This is a genomic window from Pseudoalteromonas citrea (assembly GCF_000238375.3).
Classification (GTDB): domain Bacteria; phylum Pseudomonadota; class Gammaproteobacteria; order Enterobacterales; family Alteromonadaceae; genus Pseudoalteromonas; species Pseudoalteromonas citrea.
On sequence record NZ_AHBZ03000024.1, the window covers coordinates 1 to 26,615 of the forward strand.

Consider the following 26,615-nt stretch of genomic DNA (forward strand, 5'->3'; position numbering starts at 1 on the left):
TGCATTTGGGGTTTAGGAAAGTGCAGTGAAAACCCTATGGACCCTGAAACCAGTTCAGGGAGACGGAGTTTTGTATTTAGAGGCGGTGTTTTGATTTCCCTCACATTCACACCATTGTCTTCTTGACGAAGGTCAGGAACCAGAGCTGTCATGCTTATCATCTTTGTTATTATTAGGCACCGTGGCTTTTTCAGTATTGCTTATATAATTGGGATGATAAAGACCAAAGACCCTGAAACGAGTTCAGGGAGACAAACTCACTTGATTGTCGCACAGACCAAGAGAGAGACAAGCTCACGTCCCAGCCTTCCTGACGCAGGTCAGGATCCAGAGTTGTCATGCTTGCCATCTTTGTTATTAGTAGGCTTTCAGTATTGCTTACCTAATTAACATGATAAAGACCAAAGACCCTGAAACCAGTTCAGGGCCACGGAGTTTCTATCTCAAGGGTTACCTACATATATGAAAGCAGTTCAGAAGTAATACCAATCTGCATAAAGATTAAGTCAATTTAATCCAATCTCTTGAGCACATCTTTCTAACTCTCTCAGGAACTGAAATGAATTTATTCCATGCTTTTGAAACTTGCTCAACAATATCTTCATAACCCTTAAATGTACGATTGGATAAACAGTGCTGACGGAGCCAACTCCAAACTTGTTCTATTGGATTTAATTCAGGTGAATATGGTGGTAATTTGATTAGCGTGACATTATTAAAAGGCTGAACGGTATCAAATGTATGCCAACCAGCACCATCCATAATAACAACTGCATGCCTTCCGAGTTCGGTAGCTTTCGATATTTGTTCCATATGTAGTGTCATCGCTTCTTTATTTACGCAAGGTGTTATTAATGCTTCTGTCTTGCCATTTTCAGGGCAGGCAGCACCAAATAGATAACCATACTCAAATTGTTGCTGCTTTACTGCACGAAGTCTTGAACCTGTCGCAGCCCATAAACGTGTTGTTTGGTTTTGTTGACCGAAACGAGCTTCATCTTGAAACCAAACATCAATTCGCTCAAGAGGTAGGTGTCCTAGGGTGTGAAGGATCGTTTCCAGTAGGAAGTTTTTTAAAAGTTTCCTGGCATTCTCGTGATTGTTTGGGGTGTCTTGAACGGCTCGTTATCCAGCTAAATCCAAGCTTCTTGAGGAGTTTGTATATATGGTCTGAGTGGTAGCGAACTGAAAATTGGATAAATATATAGTTCCCAATGTCTTCGCCTGTAAGCCGCCCTCCATCTGAAGAATTGGCTGACTGAATTATATGAGCTGAAAGGAGTTCGAGTTGGCTTGGTGTTAATTTAGCAGGGCGTCCTTTTATCGGCTTACTATCAAGTCCTTCTAAGCCTTTACTTAAGTAGTTTGATACCCACTTATTAACACTGCTTCTCGCAGTATTTAAACGTTTGGCAATATTGGTTCGGTTTTCACCTTCTAAAAATAAGGATACTGCGAGTAATCGAATACGCTTTCTGGCATTTGATTCTCTTCGAGATAGTGCTAAAAGCTTTCTAGATGTATCTAAATCCATATAAGTGAGCATGCTTTAATCCGTGTACATATATTAGATCACATACTTAAGCAGATTGGTATAAGTCGATTTTTCTATTCCCCGTGAGACTCGTGGAAGTGCTTCCCATGTTGGTGATGCCAATGTCCATCGTGATTATATTCAACACGGCCATTTTCTACACGCTGCTTATGATCACACTCTAAACTATGCGCATGTTTGTGCTTATTATGCACACTAACTAATGCTTCATGAGTATTGCCTGCATGCATGTGATGATCATGGTTATCGTGGTTATAATCAAAATGATCTTTGTGCCACTCTGAAGCATGGCCACATTTTGCATTGTGTTCATGCGTGTGGTCATCATGTTCCTTATGCTCTGCGGCGATCACTGCGCCAGCTAAAAATAACGTTGAAAGTAATAAAGCTTTTTTCATTAGGTTTTCCTTATTTGCTTATAAAGTGTCACTTTATATTTATACAAATATGAGAAAAGTCAATGAAACCGGTATGTTATAACGTTTCTGCTTCTGGTTCCGATTTTTCTGAGTATTAATTTACGACGGTTTTTTGACTCACTTTATGTTTTTAATCAATACTTTGCTTTATTTAATATGGGGTAAAAAGAGCGCAAAACTCTTTTTAAAAAAATAAATATATATTGTTTTTCGAGCTGTATCATTTTTGTATACGCCCTATTAATTGGGTGAGCTCGCTCATTAGCTATGAGCACTGTGATGGTGAGAAGCTATATCAATTTTGGAATTACGCAACTTTTACTCGTTCATTTTGGCTCTATGACAACGATTTCTACCTTTGAGCGAGTAGAATTATTCTAGGATGTTTAAGCTTTTACTGTACGTCTACATACACTCGATGCTTTTCTGCAGTACCAAAACAAGCATAAAATGAATAAACCGAGGCCAAAACTTCTGCTGCTACTCGTTTGATTCGCATCTGTTGGCTCCGGCTACTCTACTACAGGGGCAGCGGGCTGATTTTTACTTCCACTATCAGTAGAATTATCATCATTCGCGTTACTAGGTAGGTCTACTTTTTCACCAGAGGTCATTGGAAGCGCTTTTTTGGGTACTTCGTCATAGATTATTTCCGCATCCATTACGATATTGTTATTGGTGTTTTGAAAAGTAATATCTCTGTTGATTACTACTTACGATAGAGCTTATTTGTACAACTTAGAATTGATATTTTGTTAAGTTAGGTAAAAATTGCATTTGTATCAATGTGTTTTTTATATGCAATAATGTGTTTGATATTTCATCATAACCATTGGACATCCAATAGATGTTTAAACCTATAAAGGTAAACTGAAATAATGTGGCGATAATATATCGTGTGTCGAATAGCTTTAGGGCGCTGCCAAACGATGCTTTTATTTCTCTGTTATTAATATCGACGCTGTAACATTCGTCGAGGATAAGGTGTGTAAGACACCCGACTAATACATATATTGCAGATAAGACGGCTAAAGTAATTGAAAAGTCCAGCCATATTGTTAAGTTTAACGTCGTTAATACCACCAATACAACTGCGGAAATTGAATGAAATGAGCCCCTATGGACCGTGAAATGTTCAAAAATGGGCTTTATGAGAAAGTGTATAAATCCATATATTAACAATAGAATTGCCCAAATCTCTGTGAGTGAATCAAAGTCAAAAGAGAGTACAACAATGGCACTGACCGCAAGGGTAAATATTGAAAAAAGCGTATTTAAAGATTTAGAACGGTCCGAGTCCAGATCGGGCACTAAACCTGCTAACGACCCAATGATAAAAAGGCCACACACTTGCAGTATAGGAACGAGGTTAACGGCTAAAATTATAGTGGATAAGGCTGCGCTGGTGACAACGGAAGCTTTAAGATGTGTAGAGAAATTAGCCATATAAATTTACTTCTTATTTTTAGACGCTTGAATATTAACATAATAAAGGTTAATAGCGTTTGTTCTTTTGAAGTTAGGTATTCGTTTGATAATGTTCGCATGCGATATGATGAGTTAATAGCGGACTAAGTTAAATTTGTTGGTAGATTTAGTACTGCTTCCTCCAATGTATTGCCCTAACCTCAGATATTTATGTATCAGGAGAGTTTTAATGCATGACTTCCCTTTTTAGGTTATGAAGCTGGTCAGAAAATGGACTCAATTACTCATGTTAGTGCTGCGTAAGTCACTTTGTTAGCACATTTACTGTATTTCAGTTTGAGTTCGGTCGCAGTGAACAAAGGGGTAAAACAAAGCCCAATTCTTGCAATGCTAGTAATCGATCGTGTGGGGCTTTACAATATCGTGTTTGATTAAGCTGTGTGTATTTAGGGGAACTATTGTTTAGCTTTGTAGGGTTGAAGCCAATATTGGTAAGTATTGCAGGTGTAGTTAGTTTATTTGTTCTAGCAACACATTTTCATATGTTCACCAGTGAGGTATCAGATTCAATTCACAAAGCAGTTTTACCTGTATTAGTCTGTGTTTTGTTGTTTTCAGCACAATTTAATCGTACTCGAATTAGCCTATTGTGTGGACTCTGGCTGGTTTTGGTGCTCAATGAAAGGTACGACGGGTTTTGGCAGGTGTGGGTTGATGACCATCACTCATGGCTGGTCATTACTCTTTCTTTGATCTTTGTTGTGTTGAGCTTGATAAAAGATCGAGCTTTACTCTCATTTCACCTTATTACTCACCTTTTTTATTTTGCTTTATGCGGTGTATTGTCTTGGTATTGGTTGTTATATCATGATCACCTGCTTGCGCAGTTGTTTGTTAATGTTATATCTGATCAAACAGAAGCGCTTATGCCAGTATTGCTACCGCTGGGATTTTGTAACCTCATTTTGTTGTTATTGAGCTTAAAAAGTTCTGATTTAACAAAAACCATTTTATTGATTAGTTCTTTGCTATGGAGCGCCACTGCGTTTGAGTTATACGAGCTTGCGTTTGACGTTGTCATTGTCATATTGGCTTCCCTTTACTTGTTAGTGGTTTGCATTGATTCATACTTTTTAGCGTACCGTGATGAGCTAACGAATTTACCAACACGTAGAGCGCTGCATCAGCTTGCTTTATCGCTAGGGCGTCGTTATACCGTCGCCATGATTGATATTGACCACTTTAAAAAGTTTAACGATACGTATGGTCATGATATTGGCGATCAGGTGTTAAAATTGGTGGCTTCAAAGCTTGCGAAAATAAAGGGCGGTGGCCGAGTGTTTCGCTATGGGGGAGAAGAGTTCACTGTGGTCTTCGCGCGTAAAGGGGTTGATCATGCTTACGATTATTTAGATACCTTACGAGAAGAAATTGCCAAGTATGATATGGTGATCAGAGATACTTCACGCAGCGGTAAGCAGGCAAGGAAGGCAGCTCGCTCACAAAGTATGAAGACTGTTCATGTAACAGTGTCAATTGGCGTGGCGGAAAAGTCGCCTAAACAGCAGTTTGAGCAGGTACTTAAATGCGCAGATCTTGCACTTTATCGCGCTAAGAAACGAGGCAGGAATAATGTTTGTCAGTAGTTAACTTGTATTCGAAATATTTGAAGGGGCTCTTCATATCAAGCATTTTTATACGATAACTACTGTACTTTGTAAGCAATCTAAACTCGAATTTACTTTCCCCTATGATGCTTTTTACCATTAAGTAGCTTACCCATGAAACTATAGCGTATCAGCATATGATAACTGACAAAGCTCATTGCCAACGTAATCACTACAGAGATTAAAAACTTTAAGAAAATTGGAATATCAAATGCCAACAAAGGCATTTGTATATAAATTAAGATAGGCACATGAACTAAATAGACCCAGTATGAGGCATCTGACACATAACGTGTCAGGGTATTTTTACGTTGCAGAAACTTGTGTGCTAAAACGATCGCTAATAATGACCAGTAAACTATCGAGATACTCTGAACTATTACCAAGAGTATGTGATGCTGGTCAAAAGTTGGTTTATGCTGTGTTTGAGTTAGGTTCAGAAGTTGCTCTATTGTGGGCGGCTGTGGAAAAAGAAACGCATAGCAGGTATAACTTAGGAGAGCGACAATGAGAAGGTAAGGTGTGTGTGGTGTTAAATTTTTGACCGCTGTTTTATTGAAATAAAAGCCACATCCGACTAAAAAAAATACACCGTAAAATCCATATGACCAAAACTCTATATTGAATTTATCAGGGGCTGGAAAAGGTATAAATTGAGAATATAAGGCCGGTAAAATCAGACACGGTAACAGGCACAATAAAGCCCATTGATTTGACAGTATTTTGAGCACCCGTAATAAGCTTTGTTGAAAAACCATAGCAACAGAAAATAAGAGACTAAAACCTAATAAGTTCCATATAAACCACAAGTGCATTGTGCTTGGTGGTGTATTTCGAGCTTGCTCAAATAACTCAAAAATAGGAGGTAGAGACTCTGGGAATTGTGACCCCCATTTTATGGCGTGTAAAAATAAGCCGGCTAATATGGGGAAAAATATCATAAAGGGCAACGCGAGCCTTTTAAAGCGATGTAATAAAAACCCCTTAACGCTTTTTTTATCAATTAAATAACCTGCAAAGAAACCAGCGACGATAAAGAATACAGGCATACGAAATAAGTGAAGCCAGTGAACAACAGCATCAAAAATAGCACTGTTTTGAGTATCAGCTGTAAACCATATGTTGGCCATAAACGGGCTGTATGCTAAAGCAGCGTGATAAACAATCCCCAGTAGTAATGCAATAGCACGGATGTTATCCATATAGTGTAAACGTTCATGACTTTCCATGATTTTCCCTATTTTTAGTTATGTTGGTGCAGATACACAACTAAGTTAACCGTTTTATTAGGCGGGTAGCAGTGCCATAGGTCATGTCTTGAACTATGACATATATCACTGTTTTAACGATATTTTCTTTGTCATAATGGTCCAGCTTTCGATAACAATAGAATAAGGGGAGTATAATCATGGAACAGGCGATACGACACACAACAGACTGGACGTTTTCAACGCTAGCATCATGGCTTGGCGTATCAATTGCTTCACTGTATTACGCCAACTCCAGCAGTGATCTTCTCTTACAAGTTCCGTTGAACTTAATGATACTGGCATTGCTTTGGTATGCCATAAAGCGGCCGAATGAACACGTTAATACAGTCTCAGTCGTGTACTTCTCTCTTATTGTATTATTAATGACTTTAACCTCTACCACACTAGTATTTATTCATTTAATAATGTTTACGGCTATCTTTTGTTCACATTTTCATCCGGTTCGAATGATTGTATTTGTTGGCGCAATTCTAAGTATTTATTGTGCTTTGAATTTTGAACGTTGGGAAGGAAATATCCCTTGGATCACGCTCGTCGTGTGGGGTTTCTTCTGTTTAATGAATTGGTTTGTGAGTAGGCGGATCGTAGAAAGTTTAAATGTACATTACCAGTCAAGACAAAACTTTAAAGAGTTAAAGGCAACTCAGAGCGTTATGCGTGCGATGAGCGCTGAACAAGAGAGGCTTAATTTATCTAGAGAATTACATGATACTTTGGGGCATAAATTAACGGCGCTCAGTATTAACTTAGACTTCGCCAAGCGTAAAGCAACGTCAGAATCCGCAGAAACACTTACTCTATGTCATGAGTTAAGCCAAGAGTTGCTAGATCAAGTACGAGATATTGTTTCAAACCAAAGGCAAGAGACTTCATTATTGAGAACCAGTTTAGAACATGTGTTCTGTGCTACGCCGCAGTTAAAATGCCAGTTAAGTTTAGCAGATCAATTGACCTTTTTAGATCAAAAAAGCAGTTTATGCCTTATTCGATTTTGCCAAGAAATGATCAGTAATACGCTAAAACATACTCAAGCAACAGAAATCGCATTTGATATTAATGTATGTGCTCAGCAAGAAAACAAGAGCTACTTAGTAGTTGCTACCGCAGTACACAATCAAAGTGAACAAGCAATTCCAAAAAGAGGTAATGGTCTTAAGGGGTTAGAAGAGAGAATGACTCTAGTTAATGGTGAATTTACGCAAAGTATAAAAGCGAGTCAACTTATCAATAAAATCACTTTTCCTTTGCAAGTTGAGCATAACTTAGTGGGTGAGATAAACCATGATTGAGTGTTTATTGGCAGAGGACCAAACTTTAGTTCGCCTTGGGTTAAAAAATTTACTTGAGTTGGACGGTGAACTCGTTGTCACACATTGTGCTGAAAATGGGGCTGCGTGTATTGAATTATTAGAGCAGTATCAATTTGATATTGTACTACTTGATATGAGAATGCCTGAAAAGACAGGTATTGATGTCCTGCAAGCGATGAAGAAGTATAAGAATAAAACACCTGTACTAATAATCACGACTTTTGAAGATTGTGATGTACTTGTCCGAGCAATGAATTTAGGCGCCCGCGGCTATATTTTGAAAAATGCCGAATTAGAATGCTTAGTAGAGGCTATTAAAAAAGTCCATATCGGCCAGCAAGTTTTACAACCTACCTTGACTCAATATCTTTTGTCACAAAACTATGATAAGGCAGAGCAGCTGACTGACAAAGAATATGAAGTATTAAAGTGTTTATCTTTAGGGCTGTCGAATAAAGCCATTGCGGAGACATTAAATAATTCAGAGGGCACGATCCGTAATCATGTATCGCAAATCATCGCTAAATTGAATGTTAAAGACCGGACTCAAGCAGTTATAAAAGCTATTAACGAACATTTAATCTAGCGTGTATTATAGAGTTTAGCTAATGGAAGCTTGAACAGAGTGGCCTGTTAAGGACCCTGTAAATAATTCTGTGTAACTGCTCTTAGTTACAAGTATTCAGTTAGTCGGTCTTCAAACATAATCATAAAACGGTTTAGAGCTTGCTTCCAGTTATGAATAGGCATTGTCCACCTCTTGGAAGCATCCATTATCGCTAAGTACACCACCTTGCTAGCGGATTCATCTGTCGGGAACAGTTTACGTTTCTTGGTCGCTTTTCTGATCACACTGTTCAGAGATTCAATAGCATTTGTCGTGTAGATAGCTTTACGAATATCTTGAGGGTAGCTAAATAGAGTATTGAGATTATCCCAATGAGCCGTCCAGGAGCGGCTGATTTGAGGGTACTTTTCATCCCATTTATCACCAAAGTGCTCTAACGCCAACAGGGCTTCATCTTCCGTTGTTGCTTGATAGATTTCTTTTAAGTCAGCGGTAATTGCCTTGTAGTCTTTCCATGGGACGTATTTCATTGAGTTTCGCACCATGTGTACGATACAGAGCTGAATTTGAGTTTTTGGATAAACAGCGTTGATGGCATCAGGAAAGCCCTTCAGGCCATCTACACACGCGATGAGGATATCATTCACGCCTCGATTTTGAAGTTCGGTGAGCACGCTAAGCCAGAACTTCGCTCCTTCGGTTTCGGACATCCACATCCCAAGAAGTTCTTTCTGACCTTCCATATTTACGCCAAGTGCGAGATAAATGGCTTTGTTGATAACCTGTTTATTCTGGCGTACTTTCACGACGATGCAATCGAGATAAACGATGGGATAGACCGTATCAAGCGGGCGAGATTGCCACTCAACCACTTGTTCTAAAACAGCATCTGTAACTTTAGATATTAGACTGGCGGAGATATCCGCATCGTACATTTCTTTGAATGTTGCGACGATTTCACGGGTGGTCATTCCTTTGGCATATAGGCTTAAGATCTTGTCGTCCATCGATTGAAATCGGGTTTGATGTTTACGAACAAGCTTGGGTTCAAAGGACGCGTCACGGTCACGAGGGACTTCTAACTGGATCTCACCATCGTCTGTAATTAGGCGTTTAGATGAGTAGCCATTTCGACTGTTACTATCGTTAGTTGGTGAGTTTTTTTCGTAACCGAGGTGCTCATTAAGTTCAGCATTTAAGGCTGTCTCAACCGTCACCTTGGTTAACATTTTCCTAAAGTCATCAAGATCAGAAGGAGTCTTAATCGACTTAGCTGCTTCGCGAGCGAAGGCTTCTAGAGCTTTCTTATCCATATTGCTTATCCTCAGCCATTACTGGCTTAATTATAAGCAGATACACAATTTAAATTACAGGCTCAAGCATATCCAATTTATGCATGTTTACTATTAATAATAGGCACCTAGCGTAACTTCGCATAATTCATAATCATACTGCATTACGTTTTTATAGTATGCTTTCACGTGACCATTGATTGCCTTCCCTAACCTCGACTCTCCAATGAATTCATATTTAGCAGTACCTAGCTTCTGCAAGTATATGAATTCGGCAACTGAAGTTTTATCTTTTTTCAGTTTTAGAGATATTTTAGTGAAATCACCAGCTTTTGGATATGATGCTTTATAAGTCCCTTTAACCAAATACCGCTCTCCGTGCGTCGCTTGATCATAAGGTGAATGAGCCCCAATAATCATACGTTTGTTTGATTTCACACAAATACGTCGATAAGGTTCGTAATCATTAGACCCTTCAGATACGGCCTTATCTACGTAAAGAACGCCATAGTGGATATTACCACCGCCAGTTAAGTCGCTTGGCTCTGTCGTTGGGAACGGTGTAAAGTCATCTGGCCTTGAGCCTGTTGAGTCTCCGGCCCCTGCTGAGTCATTTGCACCAAACACTTCGATATCAGAAAAGCCTTCATTTAGACTGCTATCTTGTTGCATATTGATAGTATTATCACTTTCAATAGAAGTTGTTTCTGCAGTATGAGCAATTGCGCTACTGGCTATGATAGCCGCAGGCAGTACACACAATGTATTAAATTTCATTGATCTTCCTTAATATAATTTAGGTTGGTTACTAAGTTTTTCTAATAATTCTAAAATGAGCTCTTCAAGCTTTATTTGAGTAAACTTTTTATATTGAGCCCATTTAGATGGGGGAATATGGTTGATATGGCTTGCTATGGCAAGCGCTATGTACTTGATAGAGCCACTAAGCAAAGTGTAGGTTTTGTGGTCTTGAGATGCTTTAAGCTCTTTGTTGACAGCCTTTAATAGTTTCAGTAATTCGATATTACATTGCACATCCTGTATGTCATGCCGTAACCTTTCTAGCGCAACCTTTCCTGATGAAAGCGCTTTGTTTGAGTCTATTTTACCTAAAGGAGGTGCCTTGATTACGGTTTTAATATGGCTTAACATCAGTTTTTTTGGTGAGTTACTGAGCACAATATTTTTGAACTTCATTGGTTCACTCCCTGATATTAAGGCCCCATCACTGCAATTGATTAATTGTATTGAAGGTGATGATTTTATTTGTTCCTCAAGAGCTTGACGCGATTCATTAAAAATACGTGTAGTAAAGATAGACTTCCTAAAATTTCCAGTTACTTGAAGTTCAGGTTTAAATGTTAAAGAGGATAGTACATTACTTTTTTCGTAGTAAATGGAAGACTTACTGTGATGGTGCTCAGGGTTTATGTATCCAAAGTCGCAGCCTAACAGCGTAAATTTTTTGACCCCCATATGAGCAAGTGCTGCGACTGCCATATTAGATACTGTTGGGTTACAGTGGTAAAGTGGTTTTAGCTGGTGCACATTATCGCATAAAACTTCACCGCCAACGTCATTTCCTTTTGGGAATAGTACGGTGTAGTTAAATATATCTATGAACTTTGGATAGATGGTATTCAGACCAAGAAAAATAGTTTCTTTAAGGTAACGGCTTTGTAAGTCGCTTTCTTTTAAATAGTAGCTTGCTGATGTGCGCTCCATTTCTACATGGATATCTGGTGCAATGCCTTTTCTCAATAGTGTACTTAATGCGGTTCCACAGGAGACTATCACAACGTTATTTTGTATATCATTTAGGTAATCTATATCATTATCTAATGATGGGCCATTCCCAACAATAATAACGGAAGCTTTGTTATTGTTGACCAGTAAATTTTGATAGTTCTGGAATGTTACTTTTTGTGCATTTTCTAGAGTTTGCTTTAAGCCTATGAGCTCATCTTCAACGAACCCCCACATTGAGGCAAACCGGTTTCTCCAGTGTCGAAAGTTATTGTATATTTCATCGATGACACCTTCTGAACGATGCCTATACACACTAATATCAGCAAGTAAATGGTGCCCTTGTGAATTTAGTGTATTGGTCATGAAGTTTAGGAAATGCTCATAGCTATTGACAAGAGATATAGTGAGCGAACCACCGCGTGATTGGCAAATTTTTCTTAGTTCGTTTAAATCGCACTTTGAACAAGCCATTGCCAAGTGTAACTTGTTCGGTTCAATGATAATTACGTCGCTGTAATGGATCGCATTAAGTAATAGGTCAATATGAAACCCGGCGCTTAAGCCTAGTACGACTAGAGTTCCTCTATTTGGCTTCGAGTTTGGCTTATAACCTAATTCTTCAGCATACTTGCTGGTGTTATCAATGAAGATTTGATGCGAAGGTTTGCTGTTTGTGGGAGTATTATGCATTACTCCCCACTGTAAACTTAAGTGAAGTGGGTGTTGTAGGAATAGATTAACTTGCTGTGCACAGCAGCCTTTGGGTTCCTCACCGTAAAACTCTTTGATTGATGCGTCGATATATTGTAGAGAGTACTGATCACTCCACGATGCTGATAACTTAAGGTTATCTTGTGCATACAAAAATTCACGGTTTTTTAATATCAGTTCCATTACCGAGTTAAGCCACTTTATCCATAATTCGCAACTTTTTCATAAAGGGTGCATATAGTCAAATTAATATTCGTTACTTGAAGCTAAACATGGAAATTTTACGCGGGTAGTTAGAACTGTGCGATGTAAAAATTACTCAATTACATTACTTTACAGCTTGAAACCCACTTTTACTTCCTTTTTCTCCTTATAGCAAAGTTATTAACCTATTGTTTTTAATGAATATAAATGTGTTAATTTGTACGCTCATACACTTTGCTAACGTTTTGTTATCAGTCTGTTTTTATGGAGGTGGGAAACTAAACGCTCAGTCATTTTTCGTTCATCTTCAGCGCTCTAATTTGCAGCTACACAAATTTAATAAACATGTATGGCGGCAGTTTTGCCATATCTAAGTGTAGAAGGTGAGTATGAAAAAATCAGTTATTGCGTTGTCTATCGCTGCGTCTGTTCCTATGTTTTCAAATAATGTACAAGCACAAGAGACCGTTAAACCTATTGAAAAAATTGAAGTGACTGGGTCTAAAATTAAACGCTCAGATATGGAAACAGCCAGCCCTGTGACTATTATTGGTGCTGAAGATATTAAAGCCTCTGGCGCAGTTACCGTTGACGATATATTACAAGATATGACGGCTGCTGGCGGAGCGATGACTAACCCAGGGGTAAATAATGGCTCTGGTGGTAACGCGAGTATTAATTTGCGTGGTATGGGGGCGCAAAGAACGTTAGTGTTGGTGAATGGTCGTCGTATGATAAATTCAGGTACGGGGGCTGCATCAACCGTTGATTTAAATACCATTCCAGTGTCGATGATTAAATATGTTGAAGTGCTTAAAGATGGCGCATCAGCCGTGTACGGCACGGATGCGGTTGCTGGTGTGGTGAATATTATCCTAAAAGATGACTTTGAGGGTGCTGAACTCAATGTACAAACAGGATTAAGCGGTGAAGGTGATGCGCAAAGAAATAGTATTGCTCTGACATTTGGTAACAGTTTCGACAAAGGCAATATGGTATTTGGCCTGCAATATATGGATAGAGGGGAGGCGAGTCAGGCAGATCGAGATTTTTCGAAATGCCCGATCACTGAAAGTGCCGATGGTACCGAGTTACTATGTGGTGGTTCTTCAATTACGCCCAACGGTCATCTTTATTTAGAAAATGGCAAAGAGTTACAAGGTAGTCCTGATGGGTCTTATAGCGAATACAACCCTGAGTCAGATCCGTACAATTACTCTGAAGATAGTTACCTGTATACCCCAATGCAAAGCTTGAATTTAACTGGGGTTGTTAACTATGAACTGTCTGATGACACCACCTTATTCACCGAGGCCATGTATACAAAACGTTGGTCAGAGCAACAAATGGCACCTCAGCCTGTGTGGTTCGATTTTACTTACACGGAAGAAATGGGAGATGACTTACTAGAGTATGGTGCAGAGTATGGTGATACTGTACATTATCGTCGCCGTATGAGCGATACAGGTACGCGGGACTTTTCTCAAGTAGTTGATACTCTTCGCACTGTAGTCGGTTTAGAGGGGGTGTTGGAGAATGATTACAATTGGGATGTGGCATTAAATTTTGGCAGAAATGACTCAGTCGATAAGCTGTCTAATTTACACAATGTTGGCAGTTTAACGGAAGACATTGAAAATGGGGCGTTTAACCCATTACAACAAGCATCTTGGTCTGCTGAAAATATGTCTGACTACATTTATACCGAGCAAAATACCGGTGGTAGTCAAATGGTTAATTTAAGTGCTTCACTGTCTGGAGAGCTGTTAGAGTTACCAGCAGGTTATTTGGGGTTTGCGACAGGTATTGAGAGTCGTACTGAAAAAGCATGGTACACGCCTGATTCACTGACTTCACAAGGGCTTGCTAATGATCCTAAAGTTGAGCCAACCAGCGGCTCTTATGATGTGAATGAAGCATTTTTAGAGTTGGCAGTACCAGTACTGGCAGACTTACCATTCGCGCAACAAGTTGATTTAAATGCGGCTGTTAGGGCATTTGATTACTCTAGTTTTGGCAGTGACTCTACTTGGAAGTTAGGGTTTACATGGAAAGTGAATGATGAATTTATGTTTCGGGGAGTAAGCTCTACCGCGTTCAGAGCACCAACGGTTGATGAGCTTTATGGCGGTAACTCCCCCTCGTTTGAGCAAATTAATCACGCGTTACTTGATAGTCAAGCAGAGGTCACTGTAGGTGGTAATGATCAGTTAACACCTGAAGAAGCTGACACGCTTACCGCAGGGCTTGTTTATGAACCACAATGGCTACAAGGTTTATCAATGACGCTTGATTATTATGACATCGCGATTAGCAATGCCATTGGCAGTGTTGACAATCAGTTTATCGTTGATAGCTGCATTGACAATAATGGACAGCTAAAAAACCAAGATTCAGCAGTATGTCAATCCGCCAATGTACAAGTGTCTAATGGCAAGGCGACGTTTAACAATCAACTGCAAAATATTGGTGAAGAAACGACTCGTGGGGTTGATTTAAACTTGCTTTATAAGTTTGATGCAATGGGCTATAACTGGTCAGCTGGGTTAGATACATCGTTTTTACACGAACGGATAGTTACCAATGCGGGTGAAACCATCGATTATACAGGGCTTATCACTTCAGGCACTGGCGGCTATGCCGATATTAAGTCAAACCTAACTTTGGCTGTTAAGTCGGATGATTGGAGTGCCAATTATAAAATACGCTATATTTCGGGTATGGACAGTTATGCGTGTCTAAGTGAGCCTACCTCGTGTTATGCGCCAAGCACGCCCTCGGTTATGTATCACGACTTGTCTGGGAGTTATTTTATAAATGAAAGTGTAAAGGTATCGGCTGGCATTAATAACTTATTTGATGAACAACCCCCTTATTATACCGGCAATAATGACTCAAATACGGACCCGTATACATACGACACACTAGGTCGTTATTTCTTCGCAGGTGTTAATGTTACTTTTTAGTTTTACACCTAACAGTTAGCCCTAATTTCACTCAATAAGACCGACCAAAGGCACGCCAATGCGTGCCTTTTTTAGATGGCTTACTTAGAATGTCCACGCAACGTGCAGTTGTGGCGCAGATTCATTCACCGTGCCTCCCAGTTTATTACGCCATATTTGCCACTCGATACCTAGCATTAGCGTGTCGCTTTTATTACCTAGGGCATGGCCAAGATCCCATTGTAAAATCGGTTGGGCAAGCAGCCAATCATTCACATAAGCGCCAAATTCATTTTGCCGAGAACCTATATATTCAGCATGGCCGGTAAATAGAAACTTTTGATTGCCTAAGGTGAAAGGGTAGCCCCAAGAAAGGTCAAACATCCATGCGTTACTTTGTGATGGCACTCCCTGTTTAGCAACGCCCGCACTGTCGTCAAAATAGCCCGTGATGGTGGTCGAAACATAATTGAAGCCTGGAATGTCCCAGCTTAGTTTGACGCCAGGTAAGTATTTTACCACTTTTGGGTCACCTGCAATATTGACCCCCATGACTAAACCAACATCTTTAAGAAACCCTTTTTTAAAGGAGTAGTCACTGACTGCGCTTAAGCTTACAGTTGAGTACCACTCCATATAAAAATCACGGTCTTGATAGTTATCTTCTATGTCGTCATCGATATAGTCAACAAAGAAAAAATTATCCCCGTAGTCATAGCCAGATGCATGTTGAAGCGAAAACACACTGGTTTTCGCTTCATCCAAAGTAAAGGGGTTTGTAAACTCTCCACGGTTGACATGAAGTTGAGTTTTACTCCAGTTAGCGGCAAATGCGGATGCTGAGCTGGTGCATAGGATGAGTAGTAATATTAGCGGTATATTCATTGTGTAGGCACTTTCCGTAGGTACGTGAGCAACAATGAAGAGTATAGCAAAGGCACCGAAGAGGGTGCCTTTTAACAATAATATTATGCTTTATTTCTGCGTATACAAATAACAGCAACGGCTGTAAATGCTAAAATAAAACAATAATAAGAAGAGGTTGAAACATCCCAAGGGCTGATTTTAAACGTCGCGCCTAACAATAATGCTTGTGCACCATAAGGTAAGGAACCTTGCATCACACAGGCAAAAATATCGAGTAAACTGGCAGAGCGTTTTGCTGGTATCTCACCATCATCGGCTAGCTTTTTGGCAACCGGGCCGGCTACGATAATACTGACGGTATTATTGGCGATGCATAAGTTACTGGTGAGCACTAAGGCTGCAATCCCTAACTGATCGGCTACTTGTCTGTGCCATTTAGCAATAATTGAAGTAAGCCATTGTATTTTATGTGCCAAGTAATCCAAGCCACCATTAATACGAATAAACTCAGATAAACCACCAATAAACATAGAGAGCAAGAAAATCTCTTGCATACTGCTAAAGCCTTCATACACATCTTTAGCGAAGCTTGCGACTTCATAATCCCCAGTAAAGCCCATTGCCGCGGCAAAGATAATACCACTAAATAGCACCACAAACACATTCATACCTGCAACCGCTAAGAACAAAATAAAGGCATAAGGTAATACCAGCAGCCAATCAAATTCTTTTGCTTCAACCACCTGAGGTTCTGGTGTTAAAAATACGAGCAAACATACGGTTAAAATGGCTGCAGGTAACGCTATCTTGAGGTTCTCTCGGAACTTATCTTTCATCTCGCACCCTTGTGTGCGTGTTGCAGCAATAGTTGTGTCAGAAATAATCGATAAATTATCGCCAAACATCGCACCTGACACGATAGTACCGGCCATAAGAGCGGGGTCGATACCTGTCTTGAGCGAGACCGCTAAGGCAATTGGGCCAATTGCGCCAATGGTACCCATCGAGGTGCCCATGGCGGTAGAAACAACGGCTGAAATTAAAAACAAACCAGGTAATAAAAAAGCGGGTGGTATAAGCGACAAACCAGCATTTACCACAGCATCAACACCACCGGTTGCACTGGCAACGGCAGAAAAGGCACCTGCTAATAGGTATATTAAGCACATGGTAATGATGTTGCTATGACCAGCACCTTTTATAAATGTTTCAACACTTTGATTAATTGACGCTTTATTTACTAAAAACGCAATCACAATGGCGGGTAAAATCGCTACGGGTGCAGGGAGCTGGTAAAAAGCATAGTCAACCCCTTGCGACTGTAAATAAAGTCCAACACCTAAAAATAGGCTGACAAAAGAAAGTAAAGGTAAAAGCGAGAGCTTCGCTTGGGTTTTGTTCAAATCTGGCTGCATAATGCTCCCCAAAAAAAAATACCACAGCCATTATCCGTTATTAGCTGCATTTAAACTGCTACGCCCGCAATAAGTTAAATCGGCGAGGGTGGAAGTTTAAACATGTAGACGTCTAAAGTCTATGGTGATCTGTTATTATTGTTTTCACTGACTATGGCACAGAGATCCGATAAACTCTACAGCCATTGATTATTGATTATCAGACAAATAGAGGTAAGTTATGGATAAAATAGGAATTTTTGGTGCTAATGGGCGAATGGGATTAGCATTAGTAGAGGCCTGTAACCTAGCTGTTGATACTCAGCTAAACGCCGCTTTTGTAAGAAGTAGTTCTGAATTACGAGATACGCCTGTTCGTGCAAAGCAACCTTGTGCCGATGAAAACCTGATTTTTATCAGTGAAGAGCGTGTGTCTGAACACACCGAAACAGTCTTGATTGACTTCACATTACCTGCCGGTATGAAGCGTCATTTAAAAGTTGCAGTGGAAAATAAGCTACCTATGGTGATTGGCACGACGGGCCTGACTGCTGAGGATATGAATGAACTCAAAGCCGCGTCGCAGCATATTCCGATAGTCTTCTCTCGTAATTACAGTGTGGGTGTTAACCTGCTTCTAAACTTGGTGCAAACGGCCGCAACTAAGTTAGCCGATGAAATGGATATAGAGATTTTTGAAGCTCACCACCGTAATAAAATAGATGCGCCGTCTGGTACAGCATTGGCCATTGGGGAAGCAATTGCGCAAGCAAAAGGATGGGATCATGATGAAGTTGCGCGCTTTGACCGCACTCAAGTTGAAGAAGCAAAATCGCAAAATGAGATTGGTTATTCTGTCTTAAGAGCTGGAGACATAGTAGGAGAACATACGGCTTACTTCGCTACAATGGGTGAAAGGCTTGAATTAACTCATAAAGCAGCTTCTCGTCTGACCTTTGCCTCCGGTGCAGTAAGGGCTGCAAAGTGGTTGAAGGAACAGCCAAATGGACTTTATGACATGCAAGATGTGCTTGGATTGAAGTAGAAAAGATATAATTATAACCCTTTGATGGTTTTTTTTGGTTTTAAGTGTTGTTTTTAATGTTTTTACTTTTTTTATTAGACGACTTTAAGAAAGTGCTGTAAACTACAACGAATTTGCCAAAAATTATTACTGCGTGTTACCAAGCGCTTTGTGAACGGGATGAAAGCGTAATGGCTAGCTCCCGTTTTTTACCATTTAGGAGGTTATCTTGACTAAATCCGCTCTGTTAGTCCTTGAAGACGGCACAGTGTTTCGCGGTACTGCGATCGGCGCTGACGGCTTGTCAGTCGGTGAAGTAGTATTCAATACGTCTATGACTGGTTATCAAGAAATTTTGACAGACCCGTCGTACGCGGAACAAATTGTAACGCTGACTTACCCACATATCGGTAATACCGGAACTAATAGTGAAGACGAAGAAGCGGACCAAATCTGGGCGAAAGGCCTAGTGATCCGTGATTTGCCTTTACTTGCTAGTAATTTCCGTAACGAACAATCGTTAAGTGATTACCTAAAAGAACGTAATATCTTAGGGATAGCGGATATTGATACACGTAAATTGACGCGTATTTTACGTGATAAAGGCGCGCAAAATGGGTGTATTATTGCGGGTGACTCACTCGATGAGCAGCAAGCATTAGAAGCAGCGAAAGCATTTCCTGGCTTAAAAGGCATGGATTTAGCAAAAGTGGTCTGTACGAAAGAGCAGTACACTTGGGCTGATTCTAGTTGGACTTTGGGCGAAGGTTATCGAACGCTTGCGGCAGAAGAAGAAAAATTCCATGTAGTTGCATATGACTTTGGCGTGAAGAAAAACATTTTACGTATGCTAGTGGACCGTGGTTGTAAGCTAACAGTAGTACCTGCAGAAACCTCCGCTGCAGACGTGTTGGCATTAAACCCAGATGGTATCTTCCTTTCAAACGGACCTGGCGATCCCGAGCCATGTACTTATGCCATTGACGCGATTAAAACTTTCCTAGAAACAGAGACACCAATTTTTGGTATTTGTTTAGGTCATCAATTATTGGCATTAGCCTCTGGCGCACAAACAGTTAAAATGAAGTTTGGTCATCATGGTGGTAACCACCCAGTGAAAGACCTAGACCGCAACGTGGTGATGATCACAGCGCAAAACCATGGTTTTGCAGCTGATGAAGCAAGTCTACCTGATACGCTACGTGCAACGCATAAATCATTATTTGATGGGACTTTGCAAGGTATTCACCGTACTGATAAGCCTGCATTTAGCTTCCAAGGTCACCCAGAAGCAAGCCCAGGCCCGCATGATGCAGCGCCTTTGTTTGACCATTTCATTGAACTAATGCTAGCTCGTAAAGCTTAATTGAGACCGGAGTAATAATGCCAAAACGTACTGATTTAAAAAGCATTCTTATCTTAGGCGCAGGCCCGATTGTTATCGGCCAAGCCTGTGAATTTGACTACTCAGGTGCTCAAGCGTGTAAAGCACTAAGAGAAGAAGGCTATCGAGTTATTCTCGTTAACTCAAACCCAGCGACTATTATGACTGACCCAGAAATGGCTGATGCGACCTATATCGAGCCAATTCACTGGGAAGTTGTTGAAAAGATTATTGAAAAAGAAAAGCCAGATGCTGTACTACCAACTATGGGTGGTCAAACAGCATTAAACTGTGCGCTGGACTTAGATAAATATGGCGTGCTGGCTAAGCACGGCGTAGAGCTGATTGGCGCAACGGCAGATGCCATCGACAAAGCTGAAAACCGTGAACGCTTTGACGTTGCGATGAAAAACATCGGCTTAGAATGTCCTCGTGCAGAAATCGCTCATACACTTGATGAAGCACATGATGTACTAACACGTATTGGTTTCCCATGTATTATTCGCCCTTCATTCACCATGGGTGGAACCGGTGGTGGTGTTGCATATAACCAAGAAGAGTTCGATGAAATTTGTACTCGTGGCCTTGACCTTTCACCAACCAGCGAACTATTAATCGATGAAAGCTTAATTGGTTGGAAAGAGTACGAAATGGAAGTTGTTCGTGACAAAAACGACAACTGTATCATTGTTTGTGCTATTGAAAATTTCGATCCAATGGGTGTTCACACTGGTGATTCAATCACGGTTGCGCCAGCACAAACATTGACTGACAAAGAATACCAATTGATGCGTAATGCCTCAATGGCGGTACTACGTGAAATTGGTGTTGAAACTGGTGGTTCAAACGTACAGTTTGGTGTTAACCCTGATGATGGCCGTATGGTTATCATTGAGATGAACCCGCGTGTATCTCGTTCTTCAGCGCTTGCTTCTAAGGCTACAGGTTTCCCAATTGCAAAAATTGCAGCGAAGCTTGCGATTGGCTATACCCTTGATGAACTTCAAAATGACATCACAGGTGGTGCGACACCGGCTTCTTTTGAACCGTCAATTGACTATGTTGTCACTAAGATCCCACGTTTTAACTTTGAAAAGTTTGCCGGTGCAAATGACCGTTTAACGACACAGATGAAGTCTGTGGGTGAAGTTATGGCGATTGGACGTAACCAACAAGAGTCATTACACAAAGCATTACGTGGACTTGAAGTTGGCGCAAACGGATTTAATCCAATTGTGGCACTTGACGACCCGAAAGCGAAAGAAAAAATCATTCGTGAACTACGTGAGCCTGGTGCGGAGCGTATTTGGTACATTGCGGATGCAATGCGCCATGGGATGAGTGTTGAAGATGTATTTGAATTGACTAAAGTTGACCGCTGGTACTTAGTACAAATCGAAGATATCATCAAAGATGAAGCAACCATTGCTGATGCTGGTTTAGCGGGTTTAACGAAAGAATTCTTACGCCGCCTTAAGCGTAAAGGGTTTGCTGATGCACGTATTGCGGAAATTGCGGGTGTATCAGAAAAAGAAATTCGTAAAAAACGCCACCAATTAGAAATTTTGCCAGTTTACAAGCGCGTAGATACGTGTGCGGCAGAATTTAGTTCAGACACTGCGTACATGTACTCTACTTATGATGAAGAGTGTGAAGCAAACCCGTCTGATAAAGATAAAATCATGGTTATCGGTGGTGGTCCAAACCGTATCGGTCAAGGTATCGAGTTTGACTACTGTTGTGTACACGCAGCATTAGCGTTACGCGAAGATGGTTATGAAACAATTATGGTTAACTGTAACCCTGAAACGGTTTCAACGGACTATGATACGTCTGATCGCTTGTTCTTCGAACCAATTACGCTTGAAGATGTCCTTGAAATTGTTCGTGTTGAAAAGCCTGTTGGCGTTATCGTTCAGTACGGTGGCCAAACACCACTGAAATTAGCGCGTGAACTTGAAGCAAATGGCGTTCCAATTATTGGTACTTCGCCTGATGCGATTGACCGTGCTGAAGACCGTGAGCGCTTCCAACAGTTGGTTGAACGTCTAGATCTTTTACAGCCTGAAAATGCCACAGTAACATCGACTGAAGAAGCGATTGCTAAGTCTCAAGAAATAGGCTTCCCATTAGTTGTTCGTCCATCATATGTACTAGGTGGCCGTGCAATGGAAATCGTATATGACGAAGATGACTTACGTCGTTATATGACTGAAGCTGTACAAGCGTCAAATGAAGCACCCGTACTACTTGACCGTTTCTTAGATGACGCGATTGAAGTAGATGTAGATGCAATGTGTGATGGTGAGCAAGTAATTATTGGCGGCATCATGGAACACATTGAGCAGGCCGGTGTTCACTCTGGTGACTCCGCATGTTCATTGCCAGCACATTCTTTATCGCAAGACATACAAGACGTTATGCGCAAGCAAGTAACAGGTATGGCATTGGAGCTTGGAGTTGTAGGCTTAATGAATACGCAGTTTGCTGTTAAAGATGGCAAAGTGTATTTAATTGAAGTAAACCCTCGTGCTGCTCGTACAGTACCGTTTGTTTCAAAAGCAACAGGCGTGGCTCTGGCAAAAGTGGCAGCACGCTGTATGGCGGGTCAAACCTTAGCAAGCCAAGGCGTTACTGAAGAGATCATTCCTCCTTATTACAGTGTAAAAGAAGTGGTACTTCCTTTTGCTAAGTTCCAAGGTGTAGATCCATTACGTGGTCCAGAGATGCGTTCAACCGGTGAAGTGATGGGGGTTGGTGATAATTTCGCCGATGCGTTTGCAAAAGCACAATTAGGAGCGGGTAATGCTTTACCACGCGGTGGCCGCGCGCTACTATCTGTGCGTAACAGCGACAAGTCACGTATTGTTGAATTAGCAAAAACCATGAGAGACATTGGTTTTGAGTTAGATGCAACAAACGGCACAGCAAAAGCCCTTGAAGAAGCTGGCATTGAAGTACGCCGTGTGAACAAGGTATTTGAAGGCCGCCCACACATTCTTGACCGTATCAAAAATGGTGAATACAGCTATATCGTAAATACCACTGAAGGTCGCCAAGCAATAGAAGACTCGAAGGTGTTACGTCGTGGTGCGTTACGACATAAAACAAACTACACCACAACGCTTAATGCAGCGTTTGCTAACTGTACTGCGCATGCAGCAGATGACAGAAATGTAGTAAATTCTGTACAAGAATTACACCAACGATTGAACTAAGGACAAAGCCAAGGTCTAGTGACCTTGGCGATAAGTGAGATACTTATGCAATCAATTCCGATGACAGTACGAGGTGAGCAATTACTTCGTGAAGAACTAAACCATTTAAAATCGGTTGTTCGCCCTAAAATAGTTGCCGATATCGCTGATGCGCGTGAGCACGGTGACTTAAAAGAAAATGCTGAATATCATGCAGCGCGTGAGCAGCAAGGCTTTTGTGAAGGCCGCATTCAAGAGATTGAAGCGAAGCTTTCAACATCACAGATTATTGATGTCACTAAAGTGGCAAATAATGGCAAGGTGATATTTGGTACTACCGTCACAATTGTGAATGTAGATACTGATGAAGAAGTAAAATATCGCATTGTTGGTGATGATGAAGCAGATATAAAAAGTAATCTAATTTCAGTTAATTCACCTATTGCGCGTGGTTTAATTGGTAAAGAGTTAGATGACACAGCAAATATTCAAACACCTAATGGTGCTGTTGAGTTTGAAATCATCGAAGTTGAATATCTTTAAGTATTAAATTTATTCATTAAAAAAACCGAGCTAAGCTCGGTTTTTTTGTATGCGATACTCGGGTATGGCCCATTCCTTTTAGTGACTTTCTCCATCATGAGTAGTCCAACTTATCTATATGTATCTTGATAGTGGTTTTTCAAAGCACTAAAAATGAGCTTTATATAATTATTTTGCTCAGTTAATCGTCTATTTTCTGTTAATAAAGGTTGGCATCTTGTGATTATGTTGCTTGCTGGACTTAACTATAATATAGATACTATGTTATTAAGTGGGCGCTTCATCAATATTATTTGGTTACACTTAAATGAAGGAGTGACTTTGAAAGTTATGATATTTTCCACTATAAAAATTTAATAAAAAGGAAATATAGTGAAGATATTCTTTAAATGGTTCAGCATTATTTTTTTGAGCACAGTGGTTTTATTGGGTAGTTTTGCTTTACACGAATGGCATGCAGAGAAACCATTGTCTTTTTAGACCGGACTCTTATAAAGTTTTCGTTAGAGACACCTGAAATGCTCACCTCATTAGGTATTTTAGACTCAGTGGGGATCACTGCACATAATGGACAGTTAGATGATTTGTCTTTGGCACATGATAAAGAAAAAAATCAATATATTGGTCAGGTTGTTAAGGTACTTAACAGTTATGATAATAGTGACTTAAATGAACAAGAACAGTTAACCAAAGAAGTTGCAAAATACTGGCTATCTCAAATGATAGCGGATCCAGAGCTACACTATCATGATTATCCGGTAAATCAGTTGTTTGGCGTCCAAAATAACTTTCCAACGTTTATGGAAACCCGGCATCAAGTAAAAGATGAGCAAGGTGCGCTTTATTACCTAGCACGTTTAGAGGCGGTAGAGCTGAAATTTAATCAGCTTTTAGAAGGGTTAGAATTTCGTGAAAACAAGGGCATTATCCCCCCTAAATTTGTAATAAAGCGCGTATTAGATGAAATGCGACGCTTTATTGAAACACCTGCCAATGAAAATATTTTGTATACTTCACTAGAGCGAAAGTTGGTGGCGTTAGAAGAGCTTTCAGCTGAACGCAAAGCACAGCTTCTTGATGATGCTCAAAATAAAATCACCAATAGTGTTTACCCTGCCTACACATTACTTATTAATTATTTTGTTGCTTTAAATACCAAGGCCACTGACACCGTTGGCTTTTGGAGTTTACCCGATGGTGATAAAGCGTATAAAAGAGCATTAGAGATTTATACGACCACAGATATGGAACCTGATGAAATACACCGTTTGGGGCTCAATGAAGTTATAAGAATAAAAGCGGAAATGTTGAGTATTTTACAATCGCAGGGGTACGATACTTCAGCTGGCTTTTCTAAGGCTATGGAGGCGCTCAAAGCAGATCCTCAACATTACTATGAAGATAGCGATGAAGGGCGAGCTCAAATATTGGCTGATTATAAAGGTATTGTTGATGAAATAGACGCAGGGTTATCCAAAGTATTCAATGTTAGAACAGATGTTCCTATCGAAGTTGTTAGGATCCCTGAGTTTAAAGAACAGACATCGCCTAATGCTTATTATCAACAAGCATCTATGGATGGCAGCCGTCCGGGGCGCTTTTCAGTCAATTTGTACGATATCAAAGCAACGCCTAAATATGGTATGCGTACATTAGCATATCATGAGGGGATCCCAGGTCATCACTTTCAGCTGTCAATAGCACAAGAGTTGGAAGGAATGCCAATGATTAGGCGTATGTCGCCTTTTTCTTCATACTCAGAAGGCTGGGCTTTATATACGGAGCAATTGGCGTGGGAGCTCGGTTTTCAAGATGAGCCGCTTGATAATTTGGGCCGGTTACAAGCCGAAATTTTTAGAGCAGTTCGATTAGTGGTAGATACAGGGATCCATGCTAAACAATGGACTCGAGAGCAAGCAATTACTTATATGCTTGAAAATACGGGAAAGGCATATTCGGATGTAGTGGCTGAAATTGAACGCTATATTGTGAATCCAGCGCAAGCCTGTTCATATAAAGTCGGTATGATAAAAATTCTAGCGTTAAGAGACAAGGCTAAAACTGCCTTAGGTGATAAGTTTGAATTGGCTGAATTTCATGATGCCGTGTTGAAAAATGGTGCGGTGCCATTGACAATTTTAGAGAAAGTTATCGACCAATACATCGCAGATAAAAGTCACTAAAATAATTTACTCAATATTTTTAGAAAGCCAGCGTTAATTCGCTGGTTTTTTGTTTCATGAAATACGAATTTAAAAGGTGCTTTTTGTTATTTTATTTTCCTGGTTGTTACCATGGTGTAAATATTTAATTCTTCCTTCAGATTCTTTGAATCTATTTGAGTTTTCTTCTGTATTTTGTGCACATAAGATCGTCTGGTCTTCATATATTGATCTGTAGCGAACCACTGTGTGTTTTTCTTTGTTGTCATAAACGTTTGAATTTATGCACTGCCTTTTAGAAAGGTGTTGTGTACTGCAAATAGAGAGTGTGCTGTATTAAGGTCGTGAATACTGAACTGTCGTGTTTTATGACCATTAATGGCCTTGTTTCCTAAATAATTGAACTTCTTTGGTTTGGTGTGATCAGATCATAAAATGCCTTAAGTATGCCCAAATATGGCCTTGTTTCCTAAATAATTGAACTTCTTTGGTTTGGTGTGATCAGATCATAAAATGCCTTAACCCATGCCTTGAAATGAAGAAGAAAATTAGGAATTGGTCACAGTACAATCGTGCTTTAGTTCAACGCGGTAACATCAATATTTGGCTAAGTGAGAGTGCCATCTCTAAGTGGCAAAATACCGAAAAACACGGTGGCCGTGGTCGTTCAAATTACTATTCTGATTTAGCAATTGAAACGTGTTTAACCTTAAGAGCTGTATTCCATTTGCCACTCAGGGCTTTAGAAGGGTTTGTAAATTCCTTGCTCACTATGATGGATGCCTCATTGCAATCACCGGGTTATAGCTGTTTATGCAAACGCAGTAAAACACTTGATGTGCAATATAGAAAGAGCGCAAGCAAAGGCTTTATAGATATCGTAGTCGATAGCACAGGCCTTAAAGTGTACGGAAATGGTGAATGG

Annotated in this window: 20 protein-coding genes; 10 read left to right on the plus strand and 10 right to left on the minus strand. The window is 40.2% G+C overall.

Annotated elements, in window-relative coordinates:
• Positions 1-501: 501 nt before the first annotated feature.
• The 4 genes from PCIT_RS17625 to PCIT_RS17640 all read right to left on the minus strand — a co-directional run bounded on the left by PCIT_RS17625 (position 502) and on the right by PCIT_RS17640 (position 3,420).
• Positions 502-1,534, minus strand: a protein-coding gene (locus PCIT_RS17625) for an IS630 family transposase (protein WP_192992827.1) whose coding sequence is annotated in 2 segments (ribosomal slippage) — positions 502-1,068 and positions 1,070-1,534 — 1,032 coding nt in all. Because the reading frame shifts where the segments join, the coding sequence is not laid out codon by codon here.
• 74 nt (positions 1,535-1,608) lie between these two features.
• Positions 1,609-1,953, minus strand: coding sequence for a hypothetical protein (locus PCIT_RS17630; protein WP_010368096.1), 345 nt, complete (start codon positions 1,951-1,953; stop codon positions 1,609-1,611).
• Between the two features lie 533 nt (positions 1,954-2,486).
• The gene (locus PCIT_RS17635) at positions 2,487-2,636 is read right to left on the minus strand and encodes a hypothetical protein (RefSeq protein ID WP_157592761.1); all 150 of its coding nucleotides are present in this window, start codon (positions 2,634-2,636) and stop codon (positions 2,487-2,489) included.
• A gap of 76 nt (positions 2,637-2,712) precedes the next feature.
• Entirely contained in the window at positions 2,713-3,420 is a 708-nt protein-coding gene (locus tag PCIT_RS17640; RefSeq protein ID WP_010368098.1) for a metal-dependent hydrolase, read from the minus strand.
• Between the two features lie 440 nt (positions 3,421-3,860).
• Between PCIT_RS17640 and PCIT_RS17645 the strand changes: the two genes are divergently transcribed.
• A complete protein-coding gene (locus PCIT_RS17645; protein ID WP_010368099.1) occupies positions 3,861-5,048 on the plus strand; it encodes a GGDEF domain-containing protein in 1,188 nt (395 codons plus the stop codon).
• 92 nt (positions 5,049-5,140) lie between these two features.
• On the opposite strand, the gene PCIT_RS17650 is transcribed toward PCIT_RS17645, so the two are convergent.
• The gene (locus PCIT_RS17650) at positions 5,141-6,298 is read right to left on the minus strand and encodes an acyltransferase family protein (protein WP_010368101.1); all 1,158 of its coding nucleotides are present in this window, start codon (positions 6,296-6,298) and stop codon (positions 5,141-5,143) included.
• Between the two features lie 179 nt (positions 6,299-6,477).
• Here PCIT_RS17650 and PCIT_RS17655 point away from each other — a divergent pair, with 179 nt between their 5' ends.
• Together PCIT_RS17655 and PCIT_RS17660 are read left to right on the plus strand one after the other, a co-directional pair.
• Positions 6,478-7,629, plus strand: coding sequence for a sensor histidine kinase (locus PCIT_RS17655; RefSeq protein ID WP_010368104.1), 1,152 nt, complete (start codon positions 6,478-6,480; stop codon positions 7,627-7,629).
• Positions 7,622-8,236, plus strand: coding sequence for a response regulator (locus PCIT_RS17660; RefSeq protein WP_010368107.1), 615 nt, complete (start codon positions 7,622-7,624; stop codon positions 8,234-8,236). Before PCIT_RS17655 ends, PCIT_RS17660 begins: the two co-directional genes overlap by 8 nt.
• Before the next feature lie 86 nt (positions 8,237-8,322).
• On the opposite strand, the gene PCIT_RS17665 is transcribed toward PCIT_RS17660, so the two are convergent.
• From PCIT_RS17665 to PCIT_RS17675, 3 genes are all read right to left on the minus strand, one after another.
• The gene (locus PCIT_RS17665; RefSeq protein ID WP_192992771.1) at positions 8,323-9,531 is read right to left on the minus strand and encodes an IS256 family transposase; all 1,209 of its coding nucleotides are present in this window, start codon (positions 9,529-9,531) and stop codon (positions 8,323-8,325) included.
• Positions 9,532-9,624: 93 nt separating this feature from the next.
• Complete coding sequence (locus PCIT_RS17670) at positions 9,625-10,287, minus strand: hypothetical protein (protein ID WP_010367909.1); 663 nt, start codon at positions 10,285-10,287, stop codon at positions 9,625-9,627.
• 9 nt (positions 10,288-10,296) lie between these two features.
• Positions 10,297-12,153: a motility associated factor glycosyltransferase family protein gene (locus tag PCIT_RS17675; protein WP_010367911.1), complete on the minus strand. Its 1,857-nt coding sequence runs from the start codon at positions 12,151-12,153 to the stop codon at positions 10,297-10,299.
• Positions 12,154-12,563: 410 nt separating this feature from the next.
• Here PCIT_RS17675 and PCIT_RS17680 point away from each other — a divergent pair, with 410 nt between their 5' ends.
• On the plus strand, positions 12,564-15,140 hold the full coding sequence (locus PCIT_RS17680; protein WP_010367913.1) for a TonB-dependent receptor: 2,577 nt from the start codon (positions 12,564-12,566) through the stop codon (positions 15,138-15,140).
• Between the two features lie 84 nt (positions 15,141-15,224).
• On the opposite strand, the gene PCIT_RS17685 is transcribed toward PCIT_RS17680, so the two are convergent.
• Together PCIT_RS17685 and PCIT_RS17690 are read right to left on the minus strand one after the other, a co-directional pair.
• Positions 15,225-16,004, minus strand: coding sequence for a hypothetical protein (locus PCIT_RS17685; protein WP_010367915.1), 780 nt, complete (start codon positions 16,002-16,004; stop codon positions 15,225-15,227).
• Between the two features lie 83 nt (positions 16,005-16,087).
• Positions 16,088-17,401, minus strand: a complete 1,314-nt coding sequence (locus tag PCIT_RS17690; protein ID WP_010367916.1) for a Na+/H+ antiporter NhaC family protein — start codon at positions 17,399-17,401, stop codon at positions 16,088-16,090.
• Between the two features lie 220 nt (positions 17,402-17,621).
• On the opposite strand from PCIT_RS17690, the gene dapB reads away from it, so the two are divergent.
• From dapB to PCIT_RS17720, 6 genes are all read left to right on the plus strand, one after another.
• A complete protein-coding gene (dapB, locus tag PCIT_RS17695; RefSeq protein WP_010367918.1) occupies positions 17,622-18,425 on the plus strand; it encodes a 4-hydroxy-tetrahydrodipicolinate reductase in 804 nt (267 codons plus the stop codon).
• A gap of 208 nt (positions 18,426-18,633) precedes the next feature.
• Entirely contained in the window at positions 18,634-19,770 is a 1,137-nt protein-coding gene (carA, locus tag PCIT_RS17700) for a glutamine-hydrolyzing carbamoyl-phosphate synthase small subunit (protein WP_010367921.1), read from the plus strand.
• A gap of 17 nt (positions 19,771-19,787) precedes the next feature.
• Positions 19,788-23,006 (plus strand): carbamoyl-phosphate synthase large subunit, encoded by a 3,219-nt coding sequence (carB, locus tag PCIT_RS17705; protein ID WP_010367922.1) that lies wholly within the window; start codon positions 19,788-19,790, stop codon positions 23,004-23,006.
• Positions 23,007-23,051: 45 nt separating this feature from the next.
• On the plus strand, positions 23,052-23,528 hold the full coding sequence (greA, locus tag PCIT_RS17710; protein ID WP_010367923.1) for a transcription elongation factor GreA: 477 nt from the start codon (positions 23,052-23,054) through the stop codon (positions 23,526-23,528).
• A 518-nt stretch (positions 23,529-24,046) separates the two neighbouring features.
• A complete protein-coding gene (locus PCIT_RS17715; RefSeq protein WP_010367926.1) occupies positions 24,047-25,711 on the plus strand; it encodes a DUF885 domain-containing protein in 1,665 nt (554 codons plus the stop codon).
• A 514-nt stretch (positions 25,712-26,225) separates the two neighbouring features.
• Positions 26,226-26,615 (plus strand): IS5/IS1182 family transposase (locus tag PCIT_RS17720; RefSeq protein ID WP_021032368.1); only part of this gene is annotated, 390 nt, incomplete at its 3' end.